This window comes from Corynebacterium mendelii (genome assembly GCF_017307055.1).
Taxonomy (GTDB): domain Bacteria; phylum Actinomycetota; class Actinomycetes; order Mycobacteriales; family Mycobacteriaceae; genus Corynebacterium; species Corynebacterium mendelii.
In genome coordinates this window covers 149085-171840 of record NZ_JAFLEQ010000016.1, presented here as the reverse complement: position 1 = coordinate 171840, position 22756 = coordinate 149085, and the positions used below count along the sequence as shown (strand labels likewise).

19 protein-coding genes and 1 tRNA gene are annotated in these 22756 nt (G+C 63.6%); 10 read left to right on the top strand and 10 right to left on the bottom strand.

What is annotated here, in order from left to right:
• The 3 genes from JZY06_RS09190 to JZY06_RS09180 all read left to right on the top strand — a co-directional run.
• On the top strand, positions 1 to 1142 hold a 1142-nt coding region (locus JZY06_RS09190; RefSeq protein WP_207279251.1), incomplete at its 5' end, for an extracellular solute-binding protein.
• A 545-nt stretch (positions 1143 to 1687) separates the two neighbouring features.
• Entirely contained in the window at positions 1688 to 2596 is a 909-nt protein-coding gene (locus JZY06_RS09185) for a carbohydrate ABC transporter permease (protein WP_207279250.1), read from the top strand.
• A complete protein-coding gene (locus tag JZY06_RS09180; protein WP_207279249.1) occupies positions 2596 to 3522 on the top strand; it encodes a carbohydrate ABC transporter permease in 927 nt (308 codons plus the stop codon). The genes JZY06_RS09185 and JZY06_RS09180 overlap by 1 nt, the downstream gene beginning before the upstream one ends.
• Positions 3523 to 3846: 324 nt before the next feature.
• Here the strand turns inward: JZY06_RS09180 and JZY06_RS09175 are convergent, their stop codons facing one another.
• A complete protein-coding gene (locus JZY06_RS09175) occupies positions 3847 to 4053 on the bottom strand; it encodes a hypothetical protein (RefSeq protein WP_207279248.1) in 207 nt (68 codons plus the stop codon).
• A gap of 150 nt (positions 4054 to 4203) precedes the next feature.
• Here JZY06_RS09175 and JZY06_RS09170 point away from each other — a divergent pair, with 150 nt between their 5' ends.
• A complete protein-coding gene (locus JZY06_RS09170) occupies positions 4204 to 4428 on the top strand; it encodes a hypothetical protein (protein ID WP_207279247.1) in 225 nt (74 codons plus the stop codon).
• Between the two features lie 240 nt (positions 4429 to 4668).
• Here the strand turns inward: JZY06_RS09170 and JZY06_RS09165 are convergent.
• The 6 genes from JZY06_RS09165 to JZY06_RS09140 all read right to left on the bottom strand — a co-directional run bounded on the left by JZY06_RS09165 (position 4669) and on the right by JZY06_RS09140 (position 10034).
• Positions 4669 to 4745: transfer RNA gene (locus JZY06_RS09165), tRNA-Leu, on the bottom strand.
• 129 nt (positions 4746 to 4874) lie between these two features.
• Positions 4875 to 5825: a Ppx/GppA phosphatase family protein gene (locus tag JZY06_RS09160; protein WP_207279246.1), complete on the bottom strand. Its 951-nt coding sequence runs from the start codon at positions 5823 to 5825 to the stop codon at positions 4875 to 4877.
• Positions 5822 to 6403, bottom strand: coding sequence for a DUF501 domain-containing protein (locus JZY06_RS09155; RefSeq protein WP_207279245.1), 582 nt, complete (start codon positions 6401 to 6403; stop codon positions 5822 to 5824). The genes JZY06_RS09160 and JZY06_RS09155 overlap by 4 nt, the downstream gene beginning before the upstream one ends.
• A 234-nt stretch (positions 6404 to 6637) precedes the next feature.
• Positions 6638 to 7348: a septum formation initiator family protein gene (locus tag JZY06_RS09150; RefSeq protein ID WP_207279244.1), complete on the bottom strand. Its 711-nt coding sequence runs from the start codon at positions 7346 to 7348 to the stop codon at positions 6638 to 6640.
• Between the two features lie 297 nt (positions 7349 to 7645).
• Complete coding sequence (eno, locus tag JZY06_RS09145) at positions 7646 to 8926, bottom strand: phosphopyruvate hydratase (RefSeq protein WP_207279243.1); 1281 nt, start codon at positions 8924 to 8926, stop codon at positions 7646 to 7648.
• A 340-nt stretch (positions 8927 to 9266) separates the two neighbouring features.
• Complete coding sequence (locus JZY06_RS09140; RefSeq protein WP_207279465.1) at positions 9267 to 10034, bottom strand: lytic transglycosylase domain-containing protein; 768 nt, start codon at positions 10032 to 10034, stop codon at positions 9267 to 9269.
• 255 nt (positions 10035 to 10289) lie between these two features.
• On the opposite strand from JZY06_RS09140, the gene JZY06_RS09135 reads away from it, so the two are divergent.
• From JZY06_RS09135 to JZY06_RS09125, 3 genes are all read left to right on the top strand, one after another.
• Positions 10290 to 10754 (top strand): hypothetical protein, encoded by a 465-nt coding sequence (locus JZY06_RS09135; RefSeq protein WP_207279242.1) that lies wholly within the window; start codon positions 10290 to 10292, stop codon positions 10752 to 10754.
• A gap of 308 nt (positions 10755 to 11062) precedes the next feature.
• Positions 11063 to 11518: a hypothetical protein gene (locus JZY06_RS09130; RefSeq protein WP_207279241.1), complete on the top strand. Its 456-nt coding sequence runs from the start codon at positions 11063 to 11065 to the stop codon at positions 11516 to 11518.
• Between the two features lie 262 nt (positions 11519 to 11780).
• On the top strand, positions 11781 to 12188 hold the full coding sequence (locus JZY06_RS09125) for a hypothetical protein (protein WP_207279240.1): 408 nt from the start codon (positions 11781 to 11783) through the stop codon (positions 12186 to 12188).
• A gap of 229 nt (positions 12189 to 12417) precedes the next feature.
• Here the strand turns inward: JZY06_RS09125 and JZY06_RS09120 are convergent, their stop codons facing one another.
• Positions 12418 to 13182, bottom strand: a complete 765-nt coding sequence (locus JZY06_RS09120; RefSeq protein WP_207279239.1) for a MazG nucleotide pyrophosphohydrolase domain-containing protein — start codon at positions 13180 to 13182, stop codon at positions 12418 to 12420.
• 198 nt (positions 13183 to 13380) lie between these two features.
• Here JZY06_RS09120 and JZY06_RS09115 point away from each other — a divergent pair, with 198 nt between their 5' ends.
• The 3 genes from JZY06_RS09115 (at position 13381) to JZY06_RS09105 (ending at position 17947) form a co-directional block, all read left to right on the top strand.
• On the top strand, positions 13381 to 14871 hold the full coding sequence (locus JZY06_RS09115; protein ID WP_330617236.1) for an amino acid permease: 1491 nt from the start codon (positions 13381 to 13383) through the stop codon (positions 14869 to 14871).
• A gap of 274 nt (positions 14872 to 15145) precedes the next feature.
• Positions 15146 to 16162 (top strand): trypsin-like serine protease, encoded by a 1017-nt coding sequence (locus tag JZY06_RS09110; RefSeq protein WP_207279238.1) that lies wholly within the window; start codon positions 15146 to 15148, stop codon positions 16160 to 16162.
• A gap of 588 nt (positions 16163 to 16750) precedes the next feature.
• A complete protein-coding gene (locus JZY06_RS09105; RefSeq protein ID WP_207279237.1) occupies positions 16751 to 17947 on the top strand; it encodes a chymotrypsin family serine protease in 1197 nt (398 codons plus the stop codon).
• A 32-nt stretch (positions 17948 to 17979) separates the two neighbouring features.
• On the opposite strand, the gene mfd is transcribed toward JZY06_RS09105, so the two are convergent.
• Together mfd and JZY06_RS09095 are read right to left on the bottom strand one after the other, a co-directional pair.
• Positions 17980 to 21666 carry a transcription-repair coupling factor gene (gene mfd, locus JZY06_RS09100; protein WP_377769044.1) on the bottom strand — a complete coding sequence of 1229 codons (3687 nt, stop codon included), beginning with the start codon at positions 21664 to 21666 and terminating at the stop codon, positions 17980 to 17982.
• Positions 21667 to 22046: 380 nt separating this feature from the next.
• Positions 22047 to 22700: a TetR/AcrR family transcriptional regulator gene (locus JZY06_RS09095; protein WP_207279236.1), complete on the bottom strand. Its 654-nt coding sequence runs from the start codon at positions 22698 to 22700 to the stop codon at positions 22047 to 22049.
• Between the last annotated feature and the right edge of the window lie 56 nt (positions 22701 to 22756).

Genomic DNA, 22756 nt, shown 5'->3' with positions numbered 1-22756 from the left:
CAGTCAACCTGAACCTCCTGGTTCCCTCCTACTCCGATGACACGAAATCCCTGTGGGAAAACATCATCTCCGGCTTCGAGGCTGACAACCCCAACATCAAGGTCAACCTGCAGGTTGAAAGCTGGGAGAACATCAATGACGTGATGCGCAACAATGTCCAGGCCAACAAGATGCCCGACATTTTGAACATCGACTCCTTCACCGACTACGCCCGGGAAGACCTGCTCTACCCGGCTGATGAAGTCGTCTCCCCCGACACCCTGTCGGATATCCAGCAGTCCTTCCGCGACAACGCCTCGATGGACGGCACCCAGTGGGGCCTGCCGTTGATCGCCTCGGCCCGTGCCCTGTACTACAACAAGGATCTGTTCGAGCAGGCCGGCATCTCCGAGCCGCCGGCGACCTGGGAAGAACTGGAAAAAGACGCCCTGGCGATCAAGGCCCTGGATCTTCCGGGTGTCGACGGCTACGGCATGCCGCTGGGCAACGAAGAAGCCCAGGCTGAAACCGCCGTGTGGTTCTTCGGCGCCGGTGGCAGCTACACCGACGGCAAGGAGATCACCATCGACACGCCCGAAAACCTCGAGGGCGCGACGTTTATGAAAAAGCTCATCGATGAAGGTGCCACCCAGGCCAACCCGGGTTCCTCCCAGCGCACCCCGCTGGGCAAGACCTTCTTCCAGGGCAAAGTCGGCATGGTTGTGGGCCTTCCGCAGTACAAGAAGCTCATTGAGGAGCAGAACCCGGATCTCAACTACGCCCTGGCCGCCATCCCCACCAAGGACGGCTCCGCGATGACTCTGGGTGTCGCCGACCACCTGATGGCCTTCGATCTGGGCGATGACGCCAAGAAGGAAGCGATCACCAAGTTCCTGGACTACTTCTACTCGGTGGACGTGTACTCCAATTTCGTGTCCACTCTCGGATTCATCCCGGTGACCAAGTCCGCCGGTGAGAAGCTCGCCAGCGACGAAACCATCAAGGAATTCATCCCGCTGCTGCCCAACGCCAAGTTCTACCCGTTCACCAACCCGAACTGGCAGACCGCGCAGGGCGCGATCCAGGCCAATATCGGCCGCATCCAAACCGAGGATCCCAAGACGGTTCTGGAGACCATCCAGACCCAGACCGATCAGGGATAGCAGTCGGCTTCACCGGCGGTGCAATCACACGGGTGCTGACCGTTTCCCGGCCAGTACCCCACCACCGCCGGGCCCGGCTGTTGGACAGCACCACACCCACCCCGTAGCCGCCGGGACAACACACGGTGTTTCCCGGCACCGGCCATCATGCCGTGCCACCGGGTGCCTGTGGCGCATGGTCCCCGGGCTGTCCAACCGATGCACACCCACCGTGTGACCGTCTCTGTTGCCGGTTGTCGTCCGGTACCACTGCGTCGGTTTTTCCCTGCGGCCGGGCCAGGTCCGGCCGCGGAGAAAGATCAACGAATCCCGGGCGCATTCTTTAACGGGCTGCCCCACAATTTCATCGCTTTTCCCGTTTTTTCACCTTCCCCGCCATCTGCTTGGGTCAGCGGCAGTGCCCGCCCAACAGTGCCCCGGCGGGACACACGTGGCCGCCACCTCCTTTTTTCCGGTTCCACTGCCCCAAGGAGTGTGTTTTAGTCACACACCGCGGACAACGACGGTGGTCACGGCCTGCACATCCGTCTGCTGATTGGATCCCCATGGCTCGCGTATCCCAAGACAAACGCACACTGAAAGACACCGGCCGCGCCCTGCCGTGGCTGGCGCCGGTACTGGTGCTGATCGCCGGCATTGTCATCTACCCGATGGCGCTGATGGTCTACAACGCCACCCGCAAGATCAGCCGCATCGGCACCGACAAAGGCTCGGCCGGGCTGGACAACTTCAAACATGTCCTCACCGACCCGGCTCTTCCCAGGGTGCTGCTCAACACCGCCATCTGGGTGTTCAGCGTGGTGGTGCTGACCATCATCATCTCGCTGTTTCTGGCCAGCTTTTTGAACAAGGTCTTCCCCGGCCGCCAGCTGGTACGGCTGGCGGTGATCATCCCCTGGGCCGCCTCGGTGGTCATGACCACTACCGTCGTCTACTACGCCCTGGAACCGAAGCTGGGCATCGGCCAACAGTTCCTCTACGACCTGGGGATCATCGATTCCACCGACTACGGATTCACCAAGCAGCCGGTTCCGGCGTTCATCATCGCCATTGTGGTGGCCGTGTTCGTCTCCCTGCCGTTTACCACCTACACCATTTTGGCCGGGCAGGGATCGATCGGAAAAGACGTCATTGAGGCCGCCCGTGTCGACGGGGCCAGCCGCACCAGGATCTATTTCTCGGTGATCCTGCCGCAGCTGAAGCCCGCCATCGCCACCGCCACAACAATCAACATCATCAACGTATTCAACAACATCCCGATTCTGCAGGTGATGACCGGATCGATTCCGGGTACTGCCGCAGACACCACCACAACCCTGCTGTTCAAATACATCCGGGTGCGTGGCCACCTGGACTGGGCATCAGCCCTGTCGGTGATCAACCTCGTGATCATGGTGGTGCTCATCGGCATCTACCTCTACTTCGCCAAACCCATGAAGGGAGTCGACGACTGATGACCGCCCACACTGTCCCGAAAAAACAGATCAAGGCACCGTCGGCCGCGCCGAAAAAACAGTCCTGGTTCTCCCGGCACAGCGAGGAACGCGCACCCGGTGTGAAACCGCACACCGGTCTGCGGATCCTCGGCGGGGTGATTATTTTCGTTATCTTCGTGCTGCCGTATCTGACCATGATCGTCGGATCGCTGAAATCGCGTGCCGAAGTGCTGGGGATCCCGCCGACCTACATCCCCAAGGAATGGCATTTCGACAACTACATCACCATGTGGTCCACCCCGGAGACCCCGGTGGGGATGAACGTGTTCTCCACGATTTTGATCTCCGCGGTCTCCACGATCATTGTGCTGTGCGTGGCCATGCCCGCCGCCTACTACACCGCCCGATTCCGTTTCCCGGGCCGCGGTGCGTTTTTGTTCCTGGTGCTTTTGACCCAGATGTGTCCCCCGGCGCTGGTGGTGGCCGGGCTGTTCCGCGAATTCCAGCTGTTCGGCCTGGTTGACACCTACATCGCCATGATTTTGGTGAACTCGGCATTCAACCTCGCGTTTTCCACCTGGATCATGCACTCCTTCTTCGCCTCGGTACCGAAGGAAGTCGACGAGGCCGCCAAGATTGACGGGTGTGGCCTGTGGACGGTGCTGTTCAAGATCAACCTTCCGCTGGTCTGGCCCGGCATCGTCACCGCCGTGATCTTCACCTTCGTCGCCGCGTGGAACGAATTCGCCGCCTCCCTGGTGATCCTGTCTTCCGCCGAAAAGCAGCCCCTGTCGGTGGCCCTGACCAAATTCGTCGGCCAGTACGAAACTTCCTGGCAGTACGTCTTCGGCGTGTCGGTCATCGCCATTATCCCGGTGCTGATTTTGTTCGGACTCATCGAAAAGCAGCTGGTTGGTGGCCTTACCGCCGGCTCGATCAAATAGTCCCGGCACCCCGCCGCCGGCCCTTGACAGACAAGGGCCGGCGGTTTTTTTCATCCCCCGCACGAAACGGGTCTTGTCCGCCTGCGTCAGCAGCCGCCCCGTTATCCCCCGGCCGGGTATGGGTTGCCGCACCCCAGCATCACCAGTACGGGCAGTGGACCGCCCGGAAAACCCGGCCGGCGTGCCGGTGAAACTGGCCGCACTCCGCAGGATACAGCACATCTGCCACACCACTGGGTCGGCACATGTGCTCTGCTTGCGAACAGAAGGGATTCGCCCCATGGACCACCGGTTTCCCGCGCTACCGTTTTACCCGGATTTTTTTTATGCCTCATGCCCCGAAACACTGACGAGTTCACGCCACCGGATGTCTCGGGCATCGACGATGCGCAACGTGGACTGCTCGACCGACTGTTGACCATCGGTGACACAAGCGTCGGCAGCCAAAGCGGTCCTGGACAAGCTCCGGTAATACGGCCGGGACTGGATCGAGAACAACGGATGGCCAAACCCCTGTGATTTCGTTGTCATCGACGACAGCGACCTTCTGCCGTTGGGTTATGCCAGGTGGAACGGCGCGACCGGTAAGAAGGAAGGAATTCTTCTACGTCTGGCGTTCGCGGCTCGAGCGCTTCAACGCCCTGAAAAAGCAGTACGACGCGTTAACACACTGCGGAAACAATGGGAATCACCAAAGAACAGATCGGCCGTTACCGGGAATATCTCGACGCTGACATCGACCATCACCCGGACAAGTTCGCCAACTCGTACATCAAACCCGGCGTTGATCTCGGATATGGTCTGACGGCTGCAGTCGACACAGAACTCTTCGACTCGCAGCCCCCGGTACTGAGATGGGAGTTTCTCACCGGAGACTGGCAGAAAACAAGGAGGTGTCCCAGCTGATCACGGCTTGTTCACCCGTGTTGGTCAGGCACACCTGTTTGTGCGGCCGACGGCGTCACGCCCGCCGCTGTGACAGCGGTCGGCGCCCGCCCGGCGCCGGGCATCCATCATTTCGCGGCCTGGGGAAAATAAGTTGTTGCCGAACAAAAAAATACCGTGGTCAAATCGTGGCGGCGGCTATCCGGCCCGCCGGAAAAAGACGACAACCCCGCGTGAGCTTGTACTTCACGCGGGGTCTACTGGTGCCCCCAGTGGGACTCGAACCCACACTTGGCGGATTTTAAGTCCGCTGCCTCTGCCAATTGGGCTATAGGGGCGTGGCTTTGTGCCGCAGGTGGCGCATCCGGCTGCCACCGGACAGGACGGCTCCCACCGGTGGTGGAGGGGGAATCATCGTGCCCGTGAAATTGTAACCGGCAACCGCCCGCAAAGGCCACTTGGGGCGGTCAGCTGCTGGCCAGACCGGCGATAATGCCGTCGAGGATGTCTTTTTCACTGACCACGATTTCTTTCACCCCGGCCAGATCACGGGCAACGCCGATAATTCCCTGCACCACCACCGATCCCCCGGCCAGCACATCGGCCCGGCCCGGGTGGATGACCGGGTGGGCGGCCCGCTGGTCGGAGGTTTGCGCGATCAGCTGGTTGGTCAGCACCATCAGCGCATCACACCGCAGCACCGACCCGTGGATGGCCGCGGCTTCGTAGGTTTCCAGCCCCTGGGCAATGGCGGAGATGGTGGTGAAGGTTCCGGCGCAGCCGACGAAGGTTTTTGCCCTGGCCAAATCAACGGTGCGCTGCACTGTCTCCAGGCATTCGTGCACATAGTCCCGGGCAATCTCAATTTCAGTGTCGGTGGCCGGATCATCGCGCATGATTCTTTCGGTGATGCGCACACAGCCCATGTTCGCCGAGTAGGAGCCGTGGATCGTGCCGTCGGCATCACCGACAACGAATTCGGTGGAGCCGCCGCCCAGATCAATGACGCAAAACGGCCCCTTGTCGGCGGGAAGATCCGCCACTGCCCCGGCGAAACTCAGGGCGGCTTCTTCTTCGCCGGTGATCACCTCGGCAACCGCTCCCGGCTGGATACGGCCGAGAAGATCAGAGGTCATGGCGAAAAAATCGTCCCGGTTGGTGGCGTCCCGGGTCGCGGAAGTGGCGACCATGCGGACTTTTTCCACCCGTTCAATGCGCATGATCTCCACATAGCGCTCCAGCGCCGCCCGGGTGCGTTCAATGGCGGTGGGGGAAAACCGGCCGGTGGCATCCACGCCCTCGCCCAGGCGGACGATTTCCAGGGCGCGGTGAATATCCCGGGTTTTACCACCAGAGTGTTCACTGATCAACAGCCGGATGGCGTTGGTTCCGCAGTCGACAGCTGCCAGACGGGTCACTTGTTTTTCCCTTCCGCGTGGGTGAAATCGAAACAGGACTGGTCGATGCCCAGATCATCGGCGGTCGGCCAGTCCGCCGGGATGGCGGTTGCCCGCAGGCCACCGTGATCGGCGGCCAGGGCGACGGCTTCATCGCCGAGAATGAAGTGGCCCGGGCCTTCGGCCAGCGCATAGGCGATAAGCACATGCAGGCATTTGACCCGTTCCGGCATCCCGCCCCCGGAAAAATCGGTTCCCAAATCCTCGATTGAATTGCGGGCCGCCAGGTAGTGGTCGTGTGCTTTGGCGTAGTCGGCGGCGAGTTCTTTGTCCTCGGCCAGACGCTGGGTCATCTGTTTCATCACGCCCGCGACCTCCAGCCGGGAGGCTTCGGCGGTCAGGCGCGGATCCGTCAGATAGTAGAGGGTGGGAAACGGTGTCCCGTCGTCGAGTTTCGGGGCGGTGGTCACCACCGCCGGCACCCCGTCCGGGGTCCGGTAGGCAATGCCGATCACCCCGCGCGGCCTGCGGCCGAGCTGGGCTTCGACAATATCCAGATCGTGCTGTTCGACCTTGGATGTGATCGGTTGGGCTGCCATGGGCTTTCCCTTCGGGTGATCGCGACGTTGTCGGGGCGGAAAAAATGGGCGGGGAGGCGACGTACACACCGGCTCCCGGTGGCGGATCAACCCGTCACCGGTCACCGGCGGGATCATCACCCGCAGCAACCAGTGCGGGGTGTGTCCCCGCAACGGGCTTGTGCCCCGGTGCCACTGTAAGTGCAGCCGGGCCGAAACCCCAAGGCGGTTCACCCCACTGGTGTGCAGTCAGTCTCAGGCAGGGGGTGCGTTATCTGTGTGTCCACCGCTATCCGGCTGCTCGGCCGGGGGCTGCGGGTTGTCAGCTGGCGGCTGCGGGTCATCGGCCGGGGCCAGGGGGTCGTGGTCGGGATCGAAGATGGATGAATCAACGGTACCGATACCGTCGAAGGGGGTTTGCTGGTTTTCCGGTGCATCGGGTTGGCCGTCATCTGCCGGGCGGTGTTCCGGCAGGACCGGGGCGGCCCCCGGATCGGCGATGGAATCCCACATCACTTCCCACCAGGGACCGAGTTCACCGGTGGGTGTGCCGTCCGGTGTGGTCGGGCCGTCGGCCGGGTCCTCGGGCACGGGAACCATAATGCGGAATGCCGTTTCACCGGGTTCGATCACCCCCAGGCGCACGCGTGCCTGTTCTTTGAGGTAAGCATCGGAGCGCTGCTTGTCGATTTCGTCGAGCAGACGCTGCTTTTCGGCCTGTTTGGCTTCCACGGAAGCCGTCAGCCGGGCGATCTCGCCGCGCTGCTGGAAATAGTTGCGCACCGGCATGGAGATCATCAGCACAATCATCACCGCGCACAGGCCCAACACACCCATCTGCAGGGCGGTGAACTTGAAGTCGGACAGCCGCAGCCGGGAGCCTGTTCGTGACCGTGCGGCCTGGTTGTCGCGCCGGTGAGCCACCGGAACCGGCCGGCGGGAGCGCTTTGAGGGAAGTGGTGCCATAGCAATCACATCCTAGTCCTTTTCCGCCCTTCGACGGCAGCGTGCGGACACACCCCGTGCGGGGGCCGAAACAGCCATCACGGCCACCCCATCGCCCGGCGTGTTCCGGTGGCGGGGTGGCCAAAGGGAAAAAGCACCCGCCGTCATCGGCCGCTGCCCGCCGCAGCCTTCAGCTGTGGCGGATGTTGAAAACAAGCGGTCAATGTCGGCGGGTGCGGATATCATCCGGGTCCTACCGCCCCGGGCTGTGCCGGGGCGGTGTGCTGGATGACACCGTGGCCGGATTGCAGGGGTGTGCTAGCCCTGGAAACGCGGGAAAGCGGAACGTCCGGCGTAGACGGCGGCGTCGCCCAGAATCTGCTCGATGCGCAGCAGCTGGTTGTATTTGGCGACACGCTCGGAACGGGCCGGGGCACCGGTTTTGATCTGGCCGCAGGACAGGGCCACAGCCAAATCGGCGATGGTGGTGTCCTCGGTTTCACCGGAGCGGTGGCTCATCATGCAGCGGTAGCCGTTGCGGTGGGCCATCTCAACGGCATCGAAGGTCTCGGACAGCGAACCGATCTGGTTGACCTTCACCAGCAGCGCGTTGGCGACATTTTCCTTGATGCCGCGCTCCAGGCGCTCCGGGTTGGTGACGAACAGGTCGTCGCCGACCAGCTGGACTTTGTCGCCGATGGCGGCGGTGAGCTTGGCCCAGCCGTCCCAGTCGTCCTCGTGCAGCGGATCCTCGATGGAAACGATCGGGTACTTGGCGATCAGGTCTTCGTAAACCTTGGCCATCTCTTCGGCGGTGTGCTCGCCACCCTCGAAGTGGTAGACGCCGTCCTTGCAGAATTCCGAGGAGGCGACATCCAGGGCGATGGCGATGTCTTCACCGGGTTTGAAGCCGGCTTTTTCGATCGCTTCGATGATCAGGTCGATGGCTTCCGCGGTGGAGCCGACCGAGGGGGCGAAGCCACCCTCGTCACCCAGGCCGGTGGACAGGCCCTTGGACTTGATGACCGACTTCAGGGCGTGGTAGACCTCCGCACCGTAGCGCAGGGCCTCGGCGAAACAGGGGGCGCCGATCGGGGCGATCATGAATTCCTGGCAGTCGACACCGGAGTCGGCGTGGGCGCCACCGTTGACGATGTTCATCATCGGAACGGGAAGAATGTGGGCGTTCGGGCCGCCGATGTAGCGGAACAGCGGAAGATCGGCGGATTCGGCGGCGGCGCGGGCCACAGCCATGGACACGCCGAGAATGGCGTTGGCGCCGAGCTTGGACTTGTTGGGGGTTCCGTCGAGTTCGATCATGGCCATGTCGATGGCACGCTGGTCATCGGCTTCCATGCCGACAACCTCGTCGCAGATGGTCTCGTTGACGTTTTCCACGGCCTTGAGAACACCCTTGCCGAGGTAACGGTCCTTGTCACCGTCACGCAGCTCGTGTGCCTCGTGGACACCGGTGGACGCACCGGAGGGAACAGCCGCCCGGCCGTCGCATCCGTCATCCAGGTACACACCGCACTCGATGGTGGGGTTGCCGCGGGAATCAAGAATCTCGCGGGCGAAAACGCTCATGATATCTGCCACTGGAGCCTCCTTTAAGGGCTTCACTTGCTTTTGTCTGTCAGGCCCGCCCGAACCGGGCCGACCGTCGGGATCCAATTGTTCCACAGACCGCCGCTTTGTGACGGCGCCCTGAACCGCCGGGCGGCGCCCCGGGGCTTGCCACCAGCTCACAGCAACCTTAAATATCGGTGAATGACCAGCTAGAAGGCATGACGTTCATGCTGCCGCGGCACCGGGGACAGCAAGACCCGGGGGAAAAATGTAAACAACACCACACCACAAACCCACCGAATCGGACACAAAATAACCGCGCCGATGTCACCGGACGGTCGTTTTCGGACACAATCGGACACTGTTTCGGTCAGGCCGGTTGCCCCAGGGCATAGTTGGCCGCGGCATCACGGACATCGATGAGGTACTGCCGGGAGGCGTTGTAGGAACGCACCGCCCGTGTCCAGCCTTCCGGGGTGGCAAGGTCCCCGCCGCGGGTGCACAGAAGATGGGCCGCGGCCAGTGCCGCATCATCGATCTGGTGGGGATCGGCCACCCCGTCACCATTGGCGTCCCGGCCGAAAATCTCCCAGCTGGTGGGAATGAACTGCATCGGGCCGACAGCCCGGTCGTAGTCGGTGTCCCCGTCCCAGGCACCGCCATCGGTGTCGGGTATTTCGGCAAACCCGGGGGATCCGTCCAGCGCTATGCCCACGATCTTCGGTACGGCATAGCCGTTGTCGTCGAGATGGGAGGGGGAAAACACATTGCCGTTGTAGCTGCCGTGGCGGGTTTCCACCCACCCGATACCGGCCAGGGTGGTCCAGGCCAGATGACACTCCGGCCAGACGTGCCGGGCAATGACCACGGCATTGCCGTAGGCGCGCAGCGCCTGGGCGGGGATACGGGTGCCATCGGCAATCGGGTCCGCCCAGTCGGTCAACTGCCCGGCGGTGCGTCCCGGCATGGCCGTATCAATCTCGGGAACCGGCTGCCCGGGGGCCGGGGGAACATCGGCGGGAATGGGCAGCTTCCGGACCATCGGGTTGTGGATCGGCACGGTGGAGACACCCCAGCCGACCAGCGCGATGACACCGAGGATCGCCACGGTGACGATCACCATGCACCCACCGGCCATTTTCACTCCACGCCCGACCATGGGGCGTAATAGTACCGAAGCCACGCCCCGCCCCGGCACCGGCCGTCCCGGCGTGGCCGAAACCCCCAGCCACATCCAAAAACAACCATCACAGCCGCCACCTCCGCCACTGCCGTCACGGTAGATGACTTTTTTCCCGCCGACTAGACTGCCCACCACACACCCCACCGGTTATCACCCCGGGCTGTTCAGGGTGTGCACGACCACACCGAGACACCACCCAAGGACCCACCAATGACCACACCCTCCACCCGGATTACCGCCGCCTGCCTCGCCGCAGCCCTTGCCTGCTGTGTGGCCGCACCCGCCGGGGCCGATGAATACTCCCCCACCACAGCCCAGTGCCGGGGACTGAAGGAAGTACTGGTCGACCGGGAGATGATCCGGCCTGATCTGTCCACCCCGATATCCACCCTCACCGACAACCTGTCACGCCAGTCCCACGGGGACTTGAAGCTGGCCGCCGCAGCGCTGGGCATGCCGGCCGCCCGGGGGGAAAGCAAGGACACCACCGCCCGCCGGTTGACCGGGGTGGCCCACCGCTGCCATCTGGTCACCGATGATCCGCAGCCGGTCATCGATACCGCCACCCGCGGGTCGTCTGCACTGCCGCAGATTATCCATGCGCTGACCACACCCGACCCGGTGGCGGCGGTGATCACCACCCTGGCAGGCATCAGTTCCGCGCCCGGGCGTTAAGCGGCGGACTGAAAAAATCACAAACACGACCACCGGCAATGTGACCGCCCCGGAAAACCCTTTCCACCGCCCCCGTATCCGGCGGTCATGGCCGGTGTTTCAGGGCCCCGCTCTCCTCGCCCCCTACAGTAACGTAGCCGAAGACCAGCGTTTTTTATCCGCCCACCGGATTTGACACAACGCGGTGATGGACTATGTTGGGGGACCACCCCGCAGGGTTCACCCCGCAAGCGGGGCAGGCCACCGCCTGCCGGTGGCACGCTTTAATTCCCCGATATTTTGTCCGACAATTTCCCAGGAGTTTTTTCATGCGCAAGTTCCTCACTGCCAGCCTCACCGCCGCCACCCTGGCCGGCGGCGCCCTCGTCCCGGCCGCCAACGCCGATATTGTTGACGACGTGAACTCTTTGTCCTGCAAGAGCACCAAGCAGATTGTCGAGTCCATCGGTGCCACCACCAAGGGTGAGCTGATCGTGCTGCTGGACCGCAAGTCGATCAGCGAACTGAAGGGTCTTCTGCTCCTCGCCGGCGAATTCGCCCTGACCGAGAAAAACAAGTCCCCCCTGATCGAGCAGTTCGCCGCCAAGGCCGAAAAGTGCAACGCCGTCGAGCAGGGCCTGCTCGCGGAGACCTCGTCGCTGTTCTCCAACACCTCCTCGGTGGCCAACAAGAAGCTGTCCTCGGACGAGGACAAGGACAAGGACAAGAAGAACTTCGATTTCTCCGATATCTTCACCGCCTTCTCTTCCGGTATCTCCAGCTAGCAGATACCCCGGCGGGGCGGGCTTGTCCCCAGGCCCCACCCGTCACCCCACCCCGGCCGTTGCGGCCCCTGTCACAGGGGCTTTCAACGCCCGGGGTTTTCTTTATTCACACCAGTCCCATCTGTCACACAAGCATTAATCCTTCACTTTTGTCCCATTTTTTATTAGACTGGCCGGGCGACCACCCCGTCGCCGCTCCACCGGCCCGACCGGGGTGGGCAGGAGATGTCACCCGAGTTGAAAGTGTTGTTTTCCACAAGCCATGATCAAAAAACTTCTTGCCTCCACTGCTGCCGCCGCTGTTCTGGCCGCCGCCATGTCGGCCCCGGCCACCGCCGCCGACAACACCACCCCCAGTGCGGGTGAGTGCACCGCGATCGAAATCGCCATGCTGCCGCTGATGGGCCAGGCCCCCAAAGGCCCCAACGGTCAGCTGCGTTTCACCGAATCCGAGCTGCGCGGCAAGTTCGCCCAGAAAAGCGACCAGCAGCTGGCCGGATTGGTCGACAACGCCTACGCCTCCATGCTGGGATCGGCGAAACTGTCGAAGGACTTCACCGACAAAGCACTGGCCTGCGGGCTGGTCAAACCGGATCCGAAGCGTGACCTGGTCGGCTCCTCCGAGATCGTCACCCTGCTGACCTCTGTGCTGGGCCTGACCGGACGCTAGTCGCACCCGCACAGCCGGAACGGCCCTGCCTTTCAGGGGCAAGACCTTATAAAAAACAACCGGATACCGTTACCACCCCCGCCAGGCCGGAACCCGCCGCCTGGCGGGGGTCGGTTTTTTGAAAAACCCCTGCCAACAGCCTGTTTTTTCTTCCCGGTGACAACTTCCCCGGCGCGCAGGTCGCGGGGAGTTGAAACCCGCGTCGTATGCCCCGTCCGGGTGGGGGCGCTCAGTGCGGCCCGGGGCCGGCCCCGTGTTCCCGGCGTTTGCTGTCCTGCCAGATGCGGTCTTCTTCCTCGGCGGTGATCGTGGTGGTCCCCGGGTCAAAGACATAGGGGGCTCGGCGGGAGATTTTTCCGGTGAAGGCCGCCGCCACATCCTCGACGGTAAATGCCCCGCGGCGGCGGGCGATCTCGGCATGGAAAAGCACCTGCAGCAACAGATCCGACAATTCACGGCACACCTGTTGTTCGAGCACTTCATCGCCTTCTTCCAGGGCAGCGACAGCCTCGGCGAATTCGGCTGCTTCTTCTTCCAGGTAGGGCAGCAAACCGGCATGTGTCTGGCTGCGCTCCCAGCCGCCGACCAGATGCGCCCGGGCCATCACACCGGCGGCCCGGGCCAGCTCCGGAAGCATCATTCCGATGGTGTCGGCCACCACCACCCCATCGTCGCCGTCGTTGGACTCATCATCCCGGCACAGGCGGGCCATGTCGCTGTCCCCGCGGGCGGTGATTTTTTCCCTGACCGCCTCTATTCCGGTTGCCCGCTGTCCCGCCAGTTCAACACGGGCCACCACACCGCAATCCCCCGCGGGGTGGCCGGCATCTGCGCCGGGCACACAGCGCACTGTGGCCACCCCGGCCTGCCGCAGCAGATCAACCACACTGTCTGCCACCCCGGGGCCAATGGCCACCGGACCGGAGCCGACAAGCGGCAGCGCCCGGGCGGGAAACAGATCGGGGCAGCGCGGATCGAGATAGACACAAAGCATGGTTGCCATCATGGTCCGCGGCCGGCGGCGGCGCCAGTGCGGGCATGGATGACCACCTCCGGACACCCTGCGCCCCGGGGGACGGGGAAGGGAAAATGAAGGAAAAATCATGCCGGTTGAGGATTTCTTCATCCACCAGCTCACCGCGGGTATGGGCGGTGTTTACCCCCGGCCGGCCGGCACGCTAGGGTATGCACCGTGAAAAACGCGGACACACTTCTCAGTTCCCCCAACAAGCGACATACCGTGACGATGTGGACCCTGGTGTCTTTGATCATCGGTTCCACCGTGGGCACCGGTATTTTCGCCCTTCCCCGCCAATCGGCCACCGCCGCCGGTCCCGGCGCGATGCTCATCGGCTGGGCCATCGCCGGTGTGGGCATGCTCTCGATTGCGTTTGTTTTCCAGATTCTGGCGACCCGGAAACCCCACCTGGATTCCGGTGTCTATTCCTACGTGCGGGCGGGCCTGGGCGATTTCGTCGGCTTCGCCTCCGCCTGGGGATACTGGCTGGGATCGGTGATCGCCCAGGTCGGCTACGCCAGCCTGTTTTTCGCCACTCTGGGCCACTATGTGCCGATTTTCGGCAATGACCATCCTTTCGTGCAGGCTCTGTGTGTCTCGGCGATGACGTGGGCGATTTTCCTCGCCCTGACCAAGGGCGTGAAACAGGCGGCGTTTCTCAACATTGTCACCACTGTGGCGAAGCTGCTGCCGATTCTCGCGTTCCTGTTGGTGATCGCGTTCTTTTCTTTCTCCTGGGACAGGTTCTCCCTGCACATGTGGGAGCATTCCTCCGGCGCCGGGGTGATGGACCAGGTCAAGGGAATCATGGTCTACACGGTGTGGGCGTTTATCGGTGTCGAGGGTGCGTCGGTGTATTCCAAGCAGGCGGCCAAACGCACCGATGTGGGCCGGGCAACGGTCATCGGTTTCCTGTCGGTGCTGTTGATGCTGGTGGCCGTGGGCACCCTGTCCTACGGTGTGCTCACCCAGGAAGAGCTGGCCGCCCTGGACAGCCCCTCGATGGCCGGTGTGATGGAGGCCGCGGTCGGCCCGTGGGGCGGGGCGCTGATTTCCATCGGTTTGATGCTGTCGGTGCTGGGCGCCTATGTCTCCTGGCAGATGCTGTGCGCCGAGCCGATCACCTTGATGGCCCAGGACCGGCTGCTGCCGGCGAAATTGGGCAAAACCAGAAACGGTGCCCCGTGGACCGCGCAGCTGATCAGCTCGATTGTCATCCAGATCATGGTGGTCGTGTTCTTCCTGAATGAAACCACCTACGACAGGATGGTGTCGCTGGCAACCATGATGTACATGCTGCCCTACCTGTTTTCCTCGCTGTACCTGGTGATGCTGTGCACCCGCGGCAAAGGCATCACCCACCCGCAGGCCGGCACCAGCTTCGACGATTCCGGCCCGGCCATCAGCGCGGCCACCAACCGCAAACACCTGCTCATCGGCTCGGTGGCGCTGGTCTACTCGATCTGGTTGTTCTACGCCGCGGAGCTGAAATACCTGCTGTTCGGCGCCCTGCTGGTCATCCCGGGCCTTGTGCCCTACATCTGGCAGCGCAACAAGATGAAGCAGCGGCCGTTCAACACTTTCGAATGGGTCATTGTCGCTCTGGTGGTCATCGGCTCCATCGTCGCCATCTACGGACTGTATTCGGGGCGGATGAGCCTGTAGGAAAACCTCCACCACCGGAAAGCACCAGCAGGGCACAGGTGCACAGCCCACCGGGCGGACATGCCCCGGTGGGGCGTGTTTTCCCGGTGCTTCCCGGACGCTGCCCCTACGCCTAGTATTGTTGGTTCAGCAGGCATCTTTCCCGTCGCCGGATGGGTTTCATCCGCGGTGGGGTCTGCCTTGCGGCAAACTCATCCCACCCTGCCGGCTTTCCCGCACCCGGTTGATCCGTCCCGGCCACCGGGGTTGTCACACACCAGGAGAACACCACACCATGTCAGCTTCACCGATGTTTGCCCCGCGCCGCCTCCGCCGTGTGGCCGCGGCTGTCTCGGTCGCAGGTCTCCTGGCAGCCGGTGCGCCGGTGGCCGAAGCCGGTATTTTGGACACCCTGTTCGGCAGTGCGGGAAGCTCCGGTGCAACCGGAACCACAACAGGCCGCTCCGGCAGCGGGTCATCGGCCGGACAAACCACCCGCCCCCAGAACACCCACCGCACTTCCGCCGATATCCCGCAGTGGACCACCCCCCTGTCCGATCCGCCGGAGGTGCTGAAAAAAAATGCCTCCTTCGGGCAGTACACCTCCAATCACCCCGACGACTGGGGATGGTTGAAAACCTCCCCGAGACTGCAGCCGGGGGCGAAAATCATCCGGGACAGCAGCAACAGGCTGGCGTGCTCGGCCGGCTGGATTCTCAACAGCGGCAAGGCCCGCTACCTGCTGACCGCCGGTCACTGCGGGGCCACCGTCGACAATAGGCAGCAGAACTACAAGTTCGCCCTGCCCAAACAGGACCCGCAGCACCACAATGAGTCCCTGCCTCCTTTCGGCACCCTGGTCGAGTCCTCGTACACCAACAGCGTCCGGGACTACGCCCTGATCGAGTTGAACGGCAACATCACAGGCTCCACCGGCCCCGACACCCAGAAGCTCTACACCAACACCGTGATCAACCGGGATCTGATGGCCGACCTGACCCAGGTGGATACCCCGCTGTCCGTTGATCTGCTGGTCAAAGACAGCACCTGGCTGTGCCATCTCGGGCAGGCCACCGGACTGTCCTGCGGTACTTTCCAGGGATTCAACCGGGCCGGCATGATCACCTTCAAGGGGATGGTCAACGTCGGCGATTCCGGCGGCCCGGTATTCGCCGTCGACAACAAACACATCTACCCGGTGGGTATTTTGTCCTCGGCCGAAGACACCACCGCATCCATCCGGCTGATGCAGGCCCAGTCCATCATCGGCGTGATGCTGACCAAAACCAACCTGTACTGGGGCGACAACTAGGTAACCGGGGCGGGCGGCACCCTTTTTCAAAAAAACTCACCCCCCCACACCGCCGGGTCCCGCGCTCGGCGCCCGGTGCCCCCCTGGCTTTTCCCACCCGTCGGGCACGGCCCCGTCGCCGTGCTGGAAGCAGGTGGGGTGTGCATGTTCTTTTTTCCGCCTTTGTGCCGCACCGGTAGCCGCTGTGCCGGGTGGATGCCGCGGGTGCGGCCACCCGGGGGGGATTGCCGGGCACTTGTCTCCGTCACGGGCCGGGGGCGTCTAGCATGGTCGGTGTCTTGTTGAAAAACAACGGGGGGCAACCGGGTTTTTTCAGCAAAAGACCATTGCTGCTGCACAGGCACAGCCGGTGTCCACCACCGGCACCACAGGGGGTAACCGGGGAAAACAGCGTTGTCGGGGAAACTCCGCCGGACAGGCAACAAAATCTGCCGGTCTTTGCCAACCGATCCGAGTGTGTCCCGCCCGTGGCTCAGGCAGCAGCCGACCGCTTGTTCGCCCCCTTTTTTTCACCAAGGCGTGTTGTTGTCCGCGCCCCGTGCGCCCGTTTTTTCAGGGGGATTGAACAAACCGGTCATGGAATCATGTGTGAAAAATACTGCTGTTGTCCTTGCGGGGGTGCTGGCGGGACTGCTGGTGGTGGCGCTGATCACCGCGTCGGTGGCCGATTCGCTGGTGGTTTCTTCCGCCCGCCACCGATGCTGTGGGGACGGTCCCGGCCGACCCGGCGCGCCGGGATATCCCGCACCTGCCGCCCCACCGGTGGACAGCCCGGTGCCGACCAGCGCTCCGCCGGCGCCCAACGATCCGGCGGTGACAGGTCACACCCTGCCGAAGGATGTCGGCACCGGCAGGCATGAACGCTCCTGGTCGTCGTCCCGGGCGTCGGTGGAGGCACTGGACCCGCAGTCCAGGCCGGATCACCTGGACGAGATGTTGTTGTCCTACTACCGGAAGCTGGACGAGTCGGAGAGAAAAGCCCGGGAATTGACCGGGGGGTTCGCCGACACCGAACAATGGTTGGGCACCTACACCTGGTCGACGGTGACCCCGCGTGCCGCCCCGGCCCGGCCCACCGGCCGACCGGGGCACCGCAAGCGGCGGCCGAGTTCGCGGATTTTCCGGCAGTCCAAAGGCTACGGCTATCTTGACGCCGCCACCGTGGTGCAGCCGGGGGCGAAAATACGGACGACACACGGCTACTGTTCGGCCGGATGGTTCGCCCACGATAACCGGGGCCGGGACTACATGATCATCGCCGGGCACTGCGGGTCGATCGGCGACAGGGTGTATCTGCCGGCCACCGGCGACTTTATCGGCACGATCGTCACCGATGACGACGACACCAACGACGACAGGGAATACATGTCCGGGCTGGGGCTTGATCTGGCGCTGGTGGAGCTGGCCGGGAACCGGTTTTCCGCCGGTCTTGATCTGGGTCCGGCGCATTTCCCGCAGATCAGCCACTGGCTGACCATGAGTGAGGTTGAAAAGCTCGACGATGCCGCCGTCTGCCATCTGGGCTACCGCTCGGGGTTGTCCTGCGGGAGGTTCCTGTCGCTGTCGGGCGACAATGTCATCCATTTCGAGTCGATTGTCGACCACGGTGATTCCGGGGGTCCGGTGTTTGTGGTTTACCGGCGGGCCGACGGGGGGACCAACACCGCCGCGGTGGGTGTCGCCCGCGGCAATCCCGCCCACGACGCCCTGGATGTCAGCAGCTCCTCGATCGAGCCGTACATGACCGGCTACGGGCTGACCCTCTACTCCCCGTCAGCCGGGTAGGGCGCAGCCGCGGAACATTGTTCGTTGTGCCCTTAACCAGCGGAAATGTAGCCGCCCCCGGCGGGGGTGGAGGAGGCCGGGGCCGATTTCTTCCCGCCGGTGACATCGATGGCGGGCACATCGAACAGCGAGGAGATGACATCGGCCAGCCACTGCACCAGGTCGGTGTCCCGCAGCTTCGGGTCGGTGAGGCTGCGGCCCGATTTCGGAATCGACAGCTGGATGGCTTTGGCCGCCGCCCGGTAGGTCGAGCCGGGATAGAGCCTTTTCAGCCGCACCTGTTTGGAATCGGCCAGCTCGACGGGATGGATTTTGATCCGGGTGCCCTGCACCACCAGGTCCGTCAGGCCGGCTGCGCGGGCCTGCTGGCGCAGCCTGGCCAGGCTGAGCAGCCGCTCCACTTCCACCGGGACCGGCCCGTAGCGGTCTTTCATGTCTTCCACAGCCAGCCTAAGGTCCTGTTCATTGTGTGCTTCAGCCACCGCCCGGTAGACCTCCAGCCGCAGCCTTTCGGAAGCAATGTAGCTCTCCGGCACGTGGGCATCGACGGGCAAATCGACCCGGATTTCTTTCGGGCCTTTGTCGGTGGCGTCCAGCGGGGTGCCGTCGGCCAGCGATTTCATTGCCTCGACGGCTTCCCCGACCAGGCGGATGTACATGTCGAAGCCGACACCGGCGATATGCCCGGACTGTTCGGCGCCGAGCACATTGCCGGCCCCGCGCATCTCCAGGTCTTTCATCGCCACCGCCATACCGGCCCCCAGCTCGTTGTTCTGGGCGATGGTGGCCAGCCGGTCGTAGGAGGTTTCGCTGAGAAGCTGGTTTTTCGGGTACAGGAAATAGGCGTAGCCGCGCTGCCGGGAACGCCCCACCCGGCCGCGCAGCTGGTGCAGCTGGCTCAGCCCCATGTGGTGGGCGTTTTCCACAATCAGGGTGTTGGCGTTGGCGATGTCCAGACCTGTTTCGACGATGGTGGTGCACACCAGCACGTCATAGTCTTTGTCCCAGAAGCCCTGGACTGTTTTTTCCAGCTGTTCTTCGCCCATCTGGCCGTGGGCGACGACGATGCGTGCCTCCGGAACCAGTTCGCGCAGGTGTCTCGCCCGCTCGTCGATCGACTGCACCCGGTTGTGGACATAGAACACCTGCCCGTCGCGCAGCAGCTCCCGGCGGATGGCGGCGGCCACCTGTTTGTCTTCCTGTGCCCCGACATAGGTCAGCACCGGGTGCCTGTCCTGCGGCGGGGTGAGGATCGTCGACATCTCCCGGATACCGGCCATCGACATCTCCAGGGTGCGGGGAATCGGGGTGGCCGACATCGTCAGCACGTCAACGTGGCTGCGCAGCGCCTTGATGTGTTCTTTGTGTTCGACACCGAAACGCTGCTCCTCGTCGACGATGACCAGGCCGAGGTTTTTCCACCGCACACCGGTCTGGATCAGCCGGTGGGTGCCGATGACAATGTCCACCGACCCGTCGGCCAGCCCGGTGAGAATCCGTGTCGATTCTTTCCCGGAGGTAAACCGGCTCAAACAGTCGATGGTGACCGGGAAACCGTCCATCCGCCCGGTAAAGGTGGCCAGATGCTGCTGGGCCAGCAGGGTGGTGGGCACCAGCACCGCCACCTGTTTTCCGTCCTGCACCGCCTTGAAGGCGGCACGCACGGCCACCTCTGTTTTGCCGTAGCCGACATCGCCGACAACCACCCGGTCCATGGGAACAGGTTTTTCCATGTCCGCTTTCACATCATCGATCGCGGCCATCTGGTCTTCGGTTTCCAGGTAGGGGAAATTGTCCTCCAGCTCCCGCTGCCAGGGGGAATCGGCGGCAAAAGCATGGCCGGGCGCGGCCTGGCGTTTGGCGTAGAGTTCGATGAGTTCGGCGGCGATTTCCTTGACCGCCGAGCGGGCTTTTTTCTTGGTGTTCTTCCAGTCGGAGCCACCCATTTTCGACAGGGTGGGTTTTTCCCCGCCGACGTAGCGGGAGAGCAGATCCAGCGAATCCATCGGCACATACAGCCGGTCGGCCGGCTGGCCGCGTTTGCTGGCCGCGTACTCGATGACCAGGTATTCCCGCCGGGAGGTCTCATCGCCGGTGGTGATGGTGCGTTCGGTCATCTCCACGAAGCGGCCGATACCGTGGGAATCGTGGACGACATAGTCGCCTTTTTCCAGTGCCAGCGGATCGATGCGGCGGCGTTTTTTCGCTCTTTTCCGCCGCATGCCGGCAATATCGCCCACCCGGTTGCCGGTGACATCGGTTTCGGTGATCACCACCAGATCCCGGCCACCGCAGTCCGGGATCCCCGGCACGGTCAGGCCGCCGTGGGTCAGCGCGGTGTAGACGGCGACCTGCCCGGGCTGCGGGGGGTGCCCGTCAGCTGCCGCCGCACTGATGCCCTGGTCGAGGAAACGGTCGGTCATGCGGGCGGCGAAGGCTTTGTTGGGGCTGACAAAAGCCGCCATGCCCCCGGCCAGGACATGCTCTTTCAGCTCCCGGTACATCGTCTCGACGGCCTGCCGGTCCCCGGCCGGCCGGGGTCCCGGCCCGCACGACAGCTCAATGGTGGTGGTCCCGCCGGCGGTGGCCTGGCCCAGCATGCCGGTCGGCGCCAGTGACCACCACACGCATCCGGCGGCGGTGGCGGCGGCCTTCAGTTTCCCGGGCGGGCAGTAGGAACTGGCGGACAAATCCAGTCCCTCAGCCGAAATCGGCCCGCTGGCCCCCATGGCCGCGGCTTCCCACCCGGCCTGCAGGAATTCCCGGTCGGTGGCTTCCAGATCCACCACCCGGTTGTGGATTTTCACCGGGTCAACGGCCAGTACGTGGGTGCCTTCCGGCATGAATTCGGCCAGGGTGGCCAGCCGGGAATCGGTCAGGACCGGAATCAGGGCTTCCATGCCGTCGGCGGGCTGACCTTCGGCCACGGTGGACAGCAGCTGTTGCAGGGCGGCATTGCCGGTGTGCTCTTCGGCCAGCGCCTGCGCCCGGCGGATCACCTCGTCACTGACGGGCAGCTCCCGGCAGGGGTAGAGCGCCACTTCGTCTGTCCGGCCGTCATCGAAGGTGCGCTGGTCACCGACGGAGAAATATTTCATCTCCTGGATTTCATCGCCCCAAAAATCGATGCGGACCGGGTGTTCCTCGGTGGGCGGGAACACGTCGATCAATCCGCCGCGGACAGCCACCTGCCCTTTCGCCCCGACCTGGTCGGTGGTCTGGTAGCCGCGGAACACCAGGCTGCGCACCAGCTCATCGAAGTCGTGGTCTTCCCCGGTGCGCAGCACCACCGGTTGCCGCCCCTGGACGGTGACCGGGATCGGCTGGCAAAACGCCCGGGCCGCAGCCACCACCACCGGCAAACGGTCGATGTGGTCAAGAACTTTCGCCCGCTGCGCCACAGTCTCGGTTGACGGGCTCATGCGCTCATGCGGGAGGGTTTCCCAGGAGGTGAACACCCCGACCGCCTCCTCGCCCAGGCAGGCGGCCAGTTCAGCGGCAATGTCCTCGGCTTCCCGCCCGGTGGGCACCACCACCAGTACCGGCCGGGTGGCCGCCATGACAGACACCAGCCAGGGGCGCAGCTGGTCGATGGCGGTGACATGGACATCCGGTTGCCCCATGGCCGCCCGAACCCGGTCGAATTGGTCACTCAAACCAATGGTCGCGGCCAGACCGGCCAGGGCCGCCGTCGCGGCGGGTGCGGGTTGAGCAGTCACGGGAAAAACACACCTCACATGTCACAGGGGGCGGCAGGAAAAGAAAACGATGAACAAACCGGCCAAACAACAGGCCCCGGCAGGCGTGCCGGGCTGGATAACGCCGCAACACCCACCCCGCCACAGCCCGCTCAGCCCGGGGCCTGCGGGGTGTCTGCTGCCGCAGGCGGACCACTGGGCACCCTACCCGCCGGAGCGCCGGTGCCAAAAGTTGCGGACCGCCCCCACCCGGCGGGAAAAACCCACCACACGTGTTTCAGCTTCCACCGGCGGCGGCCTCTGCCGGTGGCCCGGCGGTCACGCCGGCAGGGCGCCGCCCCCGCACCGGGGCTGTCCCGGGAACGGCTGCGCCGGGAAAGAGCGGAAAACCGGTCACACCCCTAGTCTTTTTTCCCCAGCACCGCGCCTTCGGTGAGAATGTTCTCGGTGAGTTTCGGGTCGTCGTCCATGCGTTCCAGGCCGTTCCAGATGAGATTGACCAGATAGGCGGCGACGGTTTCCTTCGGCGGCTGTTTGGTATCCAGCCACCATTTGGCGACGGAGGCCACCATGCCGACCATCGCCTGGCCGTAGAGTTCGCTGTAGCGGGTGTCCAGCCCGGAGCGTTTCATGGCGTTGCCCAAAATGTCGGTGGCTTTGGCCACGGAGTTGTTGAGCAGTGTGCCGTACTGGCGGCGGGCGGGGGAATCGGGATCCGGATCGGAATCGCGGGCCAGAATAATGAAGCCGTCGGTGTGTTCTTCCACATAGGTCAGCATCGCCAGCACCGCCTGCTCCACCCGGTAGCGGGAACGCCCCCGCCCCAATGCCTCGGCAAGCACCGACTCGACATGTTCGGCTTCCTGCTTGACCACCGCCTGGTAGAGGCCTTCTTTACCCCCGAAATGCTCGTAGACAACGGGTTTGCTCACTCCCGCTTTGGCGGCGATCTCCTCGACACTGGTGCCCTCAAAGCCACGCTCGGCGAACAGGGCAAGTCCAATACCGATCAACTGTTCCCTGCGCTGCTGTCCCGTCATACGCTGTCTGGCCATGGGACTCATTGTAGCCACCGACCGCCGCCGTTAAGCAGCTCATCGACCGTCACCGC

What these genes read in the sequence shown, in the direction of transcription:
- JZY06_RS09185 (WP_207279250.1), top strand. Translation starts at nt 1,688, where the DNA reads ATGGCTCGCGTATCCCAAGACAAACGCACACTGAAAGACACCGGCCGC.
- JZY06_RS09180 (WP_207279249.1), top strand. Translation starts at nt 2,596, where the DNA reads ATGACCGCCCACACTGTCCCGAAAAAACAGATCAAGGCACCGTCGGCC.
- JZY06_RS09175 (WP_207279248.1), bottom strand. Translation starts at nt 4,053, where the DNA reads ATGACAACGAAATCACAGGGGTTTGGCCATCCGTTGTTCTCGATCCAG.
- JZY06_RS09170 (WP_207279247.1), top strand. Translation starts at nt 4,204, where the DNA reads ATGGGAATCACCAAAGAACAGATCGGCCGTTACCGGGAATATCTCGAC.
- JZY06_RS09155 (WP_207279245.1), bottom strand. Translation starts at nt 6,403, where the DNA reads ATGGCAGCCCAACCGATCACATCCAAGGTCGAACAGCACGATCTGGAT.
- JZY06_RS09150 (WP_207279244.1), bottom strand. Translation starts at nt 7,348, where the DNA reads ATGGCACCACTTCCCTCAAAGCGCTCCCGCCGGCCGGTTCCGGTGGCT.
- JZY06_RS09140 (WP_207279465.1), bottom strand. Translation starts at nt 10,034, where the DNA reads ATGGCCGGTGGGTGCATGGTGATCGTCACCGTGGCGATCCTCGGTGTC.
- JZY06_RS09135 (WP_207279242.1), top strand. Translation starts at nt 10,290, where the DNA reads ATGACCACACCCTCCACCCGGATTACCGCCGCCTGCCTCGCCGCAGCC.
- JZY06_RS09130 (WP_207279241.1), top strand. Translation starts at nt 11,063, where the DNA reads ATGCGCAAGTTCCTCACTGCCAGCCTCACCGCCGCCACCCTGGCCGGC.
- JZY06_RS09125 (WP_207279240.1), top strand. Translation starts at nt 11,781, where the DNA reads ATGATCAAAAAACTTCTTGCCTCCACTGCTGCCGCCGCTGTTCTGGCC.
- JZY06_RS09120 (WP_207279239.1), bottom strand. Translation starts at nt 13,182, where the DNA reads ATGCTTTGTGTCTATCTCGATCCGCGCTGCCCCGATCTGTTTCCCGCC.
- JZY06_RS09110 (WP_207279238.1), top strand. Translation starts at nt 15,146, where the DNA reads ATGTCAGCTTCACCGATGTTTGCCCCGCGCCGCCTCCGCCGTGTGGCC.
- JZY06_RS09095 (WP_207279236.1), bottom strand. Translation starts at nt 22,700, where the DNA reads ATGGCCAGACAGCGTATGACGGGACAGCAGCGCAGGGAACAGTTGATC.